The sequence below is a fragment of the Commensalibacter sp. Nvir genome (assembly GCF_963921845.1).
In the GTDB taxonomy this organism is placed as follows: domain Bacteria; phylum Pseudomonadota; class Alphaproteobacteria; order Acetobacterales; family Acetobacteraceae; genus Commensalibacter.
This window is the reverse complement of the sequence record NZ_CAWUGZ010000016.1, coordinates 48,887-56,827: the sequence shown is the minus strand read 5'-3', so window position 1 is coordinate 56,827 and position 7,941 is coordinate 48,887. Positions and strand designations below refer to the sequence as shown.

Genomic DNA, 7,941 nt, shown 5'->3' with positions numbered 1-7,941 from the left:
GTTTCAGTATAATACTTGCTTATTTGTTTTTTAAAGGATGATAAATCTTGCAAAAATTTCCAATGACGGCTCTAGGGTTACAACGTCTGGAAGAAGAGCTGCGTAGACTTAAAGATAAAGAACGCCCTGAAATTATTCGTGCTATTGTAGAAGCTAGAAGTCACGGGGATTTATCTGAAAATGCTGAATACGAAGCGGCACGTGAGCGCCAATCCTTTACGGAGGGTCGTATTCTTGAACTTGAACAAATTATATCGTCAGCCCAGGTGATTGATCCTTCCTCTTTATCAGGGAATACCGTTAAATTTGGTGCCAAAGTTGTGTTGATTGATGAGGAAACAGATAAAGAGATTACTTACCAGATTGTGGGGCTACACGAAGCGGATATTAAAGCTGGTTTATTGTCAATTTCTTCTCCTTTAGCTAAATCACTTATTGGGAAAGAAAAAGGTTCTGTTATTTCTGTACCTGCACCAGGCGGTGATCGCTCTTATGAGATTTTAGATATTATTTACGGTGCTTAATTCTGGTTTTTTAAACAATGCTTTCAATTGATGATATCTATGATGCTTCAAAACGTATTCACGGTCGCGTCATGCGAACGCCTACGCTTTTTTGTGAATCGCTTTCCAAAAGGGTAAACGCTCATATCACGTTAAAACTAGAGAATTTGCAAGTTGTTGGTTCTTTCAAAGAAAGGGGTGCCGCTAATCGTTTAGCCCTTTTGTCTGATGATGAAAAACAAAAGGGTGTCATTACTGTTTCAGCGGGAAACCATGCGCAAGGGGTGGCGCGTCACTCAAAGCTTTTAGGCATTAAAGCAGTGATCGTTATGCCTAAATTTACTCCTGTTACGAAAGTTAATCGTACAGCGGCTTGGGGTGCTGAGATTATACTTGAGGGGGGAGATTTCGCTGAAGCCAATGCATATGCCGTTCAGCTTGCTGAAAAAGAAGGGTATATTTTTATTCATCCTTATGATGATCCTGCTGTCATGGCTGGGCAGGGTACAGCAGCACTTGAAATATTCGAGGAATGTAAAGATTTAGATTATTTATTGGTTCCCGTTGGAGGGGGCGGCTTAATTTCAGGTTTTGCGGTAGCAGCGGCGGCGCTTCGTCCTTATACTAAAGTTATTGGGGTGCAGTGTGAACATTATCATTCGTATTCATGTAAAAAGCACAGCGAGTTAAAAACAGTGGGCGGGGCAACGATTGCTGAGGGTATAGCGGTACGAAAATTGGGAATGCATCCTTTAAAAGTCATTCAAAAATATGTATCCGATATTATATCGGTCACCGAACAGTCAATTGAAGATTCCATAACCTTAATCGCTGAACACGCTAAACAAGTGACAGAAGGGGCGGGTGCAACTGCTTTAGCTGCTGTATTGAGTTATCCCGATCGGTTTAAAGAGAAAAAAATTGCTTTTCCCATTAGTGGTGCCAACATTGATACAAGAATTTTAGCGAATACTATGTTGCGAACGCTTTTACGTGAAGGTAGAATCTTAAGGCTTAGATTTTCTATTCCAGATCGTCCAGGTGTGTTAGCCGATATTTCCCATCGTATTGGGACACTGAAAGGCGGAAATATTATTGAGGTTTCTCATCAGCGTTTATTTTTAACTTCCAGTGTTCAATCTGCAATTCTAGAGATTATGGTTGAAACAAGAAATGCTCAGCATTCGCAAGAAATCATCGAATGTTTGAAAGAAACATACACTGTTGAAAGAATATGATTTTTTTGAATCAGTACAGATAGATTATCTTCGAACGCTATTTCAATAGTATAATGCTATACTATTAATTTGTAAGTCGTTAGAAACTTCAGGGCGATAATTTATTGATAAGTGGAATTTCCTCCTCAATTTATTTAATGTTAATAATATAAAACAAATTTATTTTAAGAACATAGTATTGATTGATACGAAAATGGTCTCTTTAAAATGGTCAGAGACATTGCTTCAGCAGTCCGAAGTCACTTCGCAACAAAACTGGCTAACGGATAGAGCTTCTTTGACAAAGCGCCTCATTGAGTTGAGTAACAATCATTTTTCCGTCGAACTTATACGAGAAGGTTGGTCAATTATACGACCTGATGAATGCCAGCAGTTGGAAGGAAGCTCTTCCGAACGGTACTGGTTACGCGAGGTTTTTTTAACGGGTCAAACCACGCGGTGGGTTTATGCAAGGACTGTAGCCAATTCTTTTTCAGCAACCCATGCCCATTGTGATCTTACCCAGTTAGGAAATAAATCTCTTGGCAATTGTATGTTTACGGGGGATCATTTTACTCGAACCCCTTTTAGTTATGGTGTTTACCCTAAAAATTTGCTTACTATGCTGAATTTATCCAATGATCTCGTGGCAAGACGTTCCTGTTTTGTCAAAGATGCAATTTGTTTGCTGGTACAAGAAGTTTTTTTACCCGAATTTTGGGCTGCTATAGATAAAACAACCAAGTCTTCTTGAATATTTAATAGAAATTAGATCATAGATAGGGACAAATTAAATTATTTTGGCATAGTCTTTAAAGGTATTGAGCTATTTATTGCTTTTGCTTAAAAATTTTAAATAGTACCATAAAATAAAGATTTAAGGTTTTAAATCCTTTACAATTTATAAAAATATGATCAGAATTTAAAACGATATCTTGCTTTAAACTCTGATCGTTTATTATGATCTTAATGAACGAAATAAGATTGTAATGTTGAAACGTCTAATTCCCCTTCTTTTAAAGCAGATATAGCATGAACGGCAGCAATTGCGCCGGCCATGGTTGTGTAATGCGGTATACCGTGCGTAAGGGCAGAGTGTCTTATATCAAAGCTGTCTGCAGTAGCCTGTGCGCCAAGAACAGTGTTAACAATGAGTTGTACTTCACCTGAGACAATAGCGTCAACGCAATGCGGTCTACCTTCGAGTACTTTGTTAACTATTTTTGCCTCAATGCCTGCTTTTTTTAACGTTTCTGCAGTGCCTCTGGTGGCTAAAATCATAAATCCCATTTCAACAAGTTTGCGCCCTAGGGGGAGTAATGCGGGACGATCGCTATGCCTTACAGATAAAAAAACCGTTCCGGATAAGGGGAGCATTACCCCAGCAGCAAGCTGAGATTTGGCAAAAGCACGTTCGAAAGAAGCATCTATACCCATGACTTCACCCGTAGAACGCATTTCAGGTCCTAAAATAATATCGACATGGGGAAAACGTGCAAATGGAAACACGGCTTCTTTGACTGCAACATGTCCCGAAATAGAACGATCTTTCAGCTGGAAGGATTTCAGTTTTTCCCCTGCCATTACCCTTGCCCCGATTTTTGCTACGGGTACTCCTGTTGCTTTGGCAACAAAAGGTACGGTTCTTGAGGCCCTAGGGTTAACTTCTAAAATAAAGATTTCATTATTTTTAATCGCATACTGAACGTTCATTAAACCAATGATGCCGAGCGCTTTGGCTAGGGTGGAGGTTTGTGCTTTGAGTTCAGTAACAATAGCAGGCGAAAGCGTATAAGGCGGGATAGAGCAAGCGCTGTCCCCCGAATGAATCCCCGCTTGTTCGATATGCTCCATGACGCCGGCTACATAAACGTCTTCGCCATCTGCGATACAATCCACATCGGTTTCGATGGCATCGCTTAAATAATGGTCAATAAGCAATGGTCCAGAGGTTACTTCACTGCCTGCAAATTGCAAAACTTCGTGTAAATAACGTTGTAAACTGTGGCGATCATAAACAATTTCCATAGCACGGCCGCCTAAGACATACGATGGTCTAATGACGACAGGATAACCAATTTTTTCGGCAACAGCTTCGGCATCATTATGATGATGGGCTATACCGTTGGAGGGTTGACGCAGCCCTAATTTTTTTAATAAAGCTTGGAAACGCTCTCTATCTTCTGCTAAATCAATTGCATCTGCAGGCGTTCCTAAAAGAGGAATGCCTGCTTCTTCAAGTGCTTGTGAGAGTTTTAAAGGTGTTTGGCCGCCGTATTGAACAATACACCCTTTCAAGCTGCCGTTTTCTTTTTCTTTTTGAATAAGAGAGATAACATCTTCATTGGTTAAAGGCTCGAAATATAGCCTATCGGATGTATCATAATCCGTCGAAACCGTTTCTGGATTGCAATTAACCATAATCGTTTCGTATCCTGCTTCCCTAAGGGCATAAGAAGCATGAACGCAGCAATAATCGAATTCTATTCCTTGGCCAATACGATTTGGACCGCCCCCTAGAATAATAATTTTTTCTTTGTTGGTTGGATTGCTTTCGCATAGGGGTGGATTAAAACTTCCTTCATACGTTGAATACATATAAGAGGTTGAAGAGGCAAATTCACCCGCACAAGTATCAATTCTTTTATAGACAGGATATACATTTAACTTTGCACGTAGGGCAGCAATCTGGGCTTCAGTATAGTGCGTAAGTTCTGCAATCTGTTTATCTGAAAATCCAAGCGATTTGATTGTTCTTAAGCAGAAACTAGTAGTAGGTAAACCGTTTGTTTGAAGTTCTTTTTCAACCTCCACGATTTTTTTGAGCTCTTCAAGAAACCAAAGATCAAATTTGCATGCTTCATGTATCAATTGTAAAGAGAAACCTGCGCGAATCGCTTGAGCAGCCATTAAAATACGATTGGGTCTGGGCTGGGATAAGGCGGCCCGAAAAGAATCTTCATCACCGTCCCCAGGAATTTCGACAGGGTTAAGTCCCGATAACCCTATTTCCATAGAACGCAGTCCTTTTTGCAAGGCCTCGGCAAAGTTTCTGCCTATGGCCATTGCTTCCCCAACCGACTTCATGCTGGTGCTCAGCAAAGCTGGTGTACCTGGGAATTTTTCAAAGGTAAATCGTGGAATTTTAACGACAACGTAATCAATTGTTGGTTCAAAAGAAGCAGGGGTTGTTTTTGTGATGTCGTTTTTTAATTCATCCAAGGTATAGCCAATAGCAAGTTTTGCCGCAATTTTGGCAATAGGAAACCCTGTTGCTTTTGAAGCGAGTGCTGATGAACGTGAAACGCGAGGATTCATTTCAATAACAACCATACGTCCGTCTGCGGGATTTAAACCAAATTGTACATTGGATCCCCCCGTATCAACACCGATTGCTCTCAAGCAAGCAATAGATGCATCGCGCATACGTTGGTATTCCTTATCTGTTAAGGTTAAGGCGGGTGCAACGGTTATTGAATCCCCGGTATGTATTCCCATAGGATCGATATTTTCGATAGAACAAATAATAATACAATTATCTGCTTTGTCCCGAACCACTTCCATTTCGTATTCTTTCCATCCAAGAATACTTTCCTCAATCAGCACTTCTGTGGTGGGCGAGGCTTCAAGTCCAAAGGAAACAATTTCCTCGAATTCATCTTTGTTATAGGCAATACCCCCGCCAGATCCTCCTAAAGTAAAGGAAGGTCGAATAACGGCGGGCAATCCGGTTATTTTTAATGCTTCTTTTGCTTGTTCGAGTGAGTGTGCGATTGCACTTTTAGGACTTTCAATACCAATAGCATCCATCGTTTGGCGAAATTTTAATCGATCTTCGGCACGCTCAATCACTTCGGCTTTGGCACCAATGAGTTCGACATTATGTTTCTTTAAAAAACAAGAACGATCCAGAGCGATGGCTGTGTTTAAAGCCGTTTGCCCCCCCATGGTGGGTAAAATGGCGTCAGGTTTTTCTTTGAGAATAATACGCTCAACCGTTTCTAACGTAATGGGTTCAATATAGGTTGCATCCGCCATATCCGGATCAGTCATAATGGTAGCTGGATTGGAGTTAAGTAAAACGACTCGGAAGCCTTCTTCTTTAAGCGCTTTACACGCTTGTGCGCCGGAATAATCGAATTCACAAGCTTGGCCAATAACGATTGGGCCAGCACCAATGATCATAATAGATGTTAAATCTGTACGTTTGGGCATAACGGTAAGTAACCTTATCTTTATCTTTTATTAGGGGAATAGTGATCCATTAAGTTTGCAAAGCGTGCAAAAAGATAATGACTGTCCGACGGACCTGGACTTGCTTCGGGATGGTATTGTACGGAAAATGCAGGGTAACTGTCTGAGGTAATCCCTTCGTTTGATCCATCAAAGAGATTAATGTGGGTTTCATGTACTGTTGGGGGTAAACTTTTAATGTCAACAGCAAACCCATGATTTTGACTGGTAATTTCTACTTTACCTGTTTTTAAATCTTTAACGGGTTGATTGGCCCCTCGATGCCCTTGGCTGAGCTTGTAAGTTTTACCACCGAGGGCGTGTGCCAATAGTTGATGGCCTAGGCAAATCCCAAATATAGGTATTTTATTTTGCAAAAGTTCTTTTAAAGTCGGCACACTATACGAGGCGGTTGCTGCAGGATCCGCCGGACCATTGGATAGAAAAACGCCATCCGGATTGTAATTCAGTATTTCCTTAGCCGTTGTGGTCGCAGGAACAACAATCAGGTCGCATCCAATATGAATAAGATTACGAAAAATATTTTGTTTTGCGCCGTAATCAATGGCAACAACTTTATATTTACGCTCTGGCGTTTTAGAATCCTTTCCTGCCCATTGCCAAATATTTTTGTTCCAAGTGTGTATTTGATCGCAGCTGACTTTTTTTGCTAAATCCAGTCCTTGCAATCCAGGCCAAATTTTTACTTGTTCTTGCAAAAATGTAAGATCAAAAAAATTGTCTTTTGGCCAATAAATTAACGCATTCTGTGGTCCATTGTTTCTGATTTTAAGTGTCAACGCCCGCGTATCAATACCATATATGCCCGTAACACCGTGCTTTTGTAACCAAGGTTCTAAAGGACACGTTGAACGCCAACTTGAAGGTTGAGTAATTTTTTCTTTAACAATTAAACCTTTGGCGAAAATGGTAGAGGCTTCTTCATCTTCTTTGTTTGTACCTACGTTGCCAATATGAGGGAAAGTAAAAACAATGAGTTGTGAGGCAAAGGAAGGGTCTGTTAAGGTTTCTTGATAACCGGTCATGCTTGTGGAAAAGCAAATCTCACCTATAGGTAAATTTGTTTTTAAGGAGTAAGCACCAAAACCTTTCCCCCACAGAATTTCACCGTCCTGTAAAATAAGTACAGCATTCACACCATCTGGGCAAACGTTGGACAAAGTATCGTTTGTGTCCTCTGGTTGCAAATCAGAGAGTTTCAAACCTGTCTCTTGTATAATAACGGACCAATGTTTTGATGGGATTGCCTTGGATTGCTTCCATTTTCGAATGGCTTCTGGGCTGACTTTGGTAATACGGGCAGTTTGTTCTATCCCACCAAGTCGGGATATAATGGTATCAATATTCATCGTGTCCTTTAAGTCCTTCTTTGGACGAACAATTTGTATTATACTATATAATCAATTTGGAAAAAAATTCCCATAGGGAATATGAAAATAATTACACAAGAAATTTTTTCCAAGTTTTGTTTTATTAACGTTTGAGCCACAAGTAAAGGTACTACCATGCAATTGCGTGAACGAATCAAAGAAGAATTAAAAATTGCTATGAAATCAAAAGATAGTTTGAAGGTTACTACATTACGAATGGTGGGGGCCAAACTAAAAGATTTAGATATTAATGCGCGTCCAAAAGGAATTGAACAGATTAGTGAAACCGATATTATAGCCATGTTAAAAGGGATGATAAAATCTAGAAATGAATCTCTTGAAATATACAGACAGGCAAATCGTGAAGATTTGGTTGATAAAGAAAGTAAGGAAATAGAAATCATTGAACTTTTTTTACCCAAACAATTAGATCAAGCCCAAACGGAAAAAGTTGTTGAAGAAGCAATTAATAAAACAGGTGCTCAATCCATTAAAGAAATGGGTAAAGTTATGGCTTATCTTAAAGAGCATTATGCTGCGGTGTTAGATTTTTCCAAAGTAAATCGCATTGTTAAACAAAATCTTTCATAGAAAAAA

6 protein-coding genes are annotated in these 7,941 nt (G+C 39.8%); 4 read left to right on the top strand and 2 right to left on the bottom strand.

Going from position 1 to position 7,941, the window contains the following annotated elements:
* Window positions 1-47: 47 nt before the first annotated feature.
* The 3 genes from greA (at window position 48) to AABE15_RS01150 (ending at window position 2,474) form a co-directional block, all read left to right on the top strand.
* Window positions 48-524 carry a transcription elongation factor GreA gene (greA, locus tag AABE15_RS01160; RefSeq protein ID WP_338329446.1) on the top strand — a complete coding sequence of 159 codons (477 nt, stop codon included), beginning with the start codon at window positions 48-50 and terminating at the stop codon, window positions 522-524.
* 17 nt (window positions 525-541) lie between these two features.
* Entirely contained in the window at window positions 542-1,741 is a 1,200-nt protein-coding gene (locus tag AABE15_RS01155; protein ID WP_338329445.1) for a threonine ammonia-lyase, read from the top strand.
* 193 nt (window positions 1,742-1,934) lie between these two features.
* Window positions 1,935-2,474, top strand: coding sequence for a chorismate lyase (locus tag AABE15_RS01150; RefSeq protein WP_338329444.1), 540 nt, complete (start codon window positions 1,935-1,937; stop codon window positions 2,472-2,474).
* 212 nt (window positions 2,475-2,686) lie between these two features.
* Here AABE15_RS01150 and carB read toward each other — a convergent pair whose 3' ends face one another.
* Window positions 2,687-5,935 carry a carbamoyl-phosphate synthase large subunit gene (gene carB / locus AABE15_RS01145; RefSeq protein WP_338329443.1) on the bottom strand — a complete coding sequence of 1,083 codons (3,249 nt, stop codon included), beginning with the start codon at window positions 5,933-5,935 and terminating at the stop codon, window positions 2,687-2,689.
* A 20-nt stretch (window positions 5,936-5,955) separates the two neighbouring features.
* On the bottom strand, window positions 5,956-7,323 hold the full coding sequence (gene carA, locus AABE15_RS01140) for a glutamine-hydrolyzing carbamoyl-phosphate synthase small subunit (protein WP_338329442.1): 1,368 nt from the start codon (window positions 7,321-7,323) through the stop codon (window positions 5,956-5,958).
* Between the two features lie 156 nt (window positions 7,324-7,479).
* Between carA and AABE15_RS01135 the strand changes: the two genes are divergently transcribed.
* Entirely contained in the window at window positions 7,480-7,935 is a 456-nt protein-coding gene (locus tag AABE15_RS01135) for a GatB/YqeY domain-containing protein (protein ID WP_338329441.1), read from the top strand.
* The last annotated feature ends 6 nt before the right edge of the window (window positions 7,936-7,941 follow it).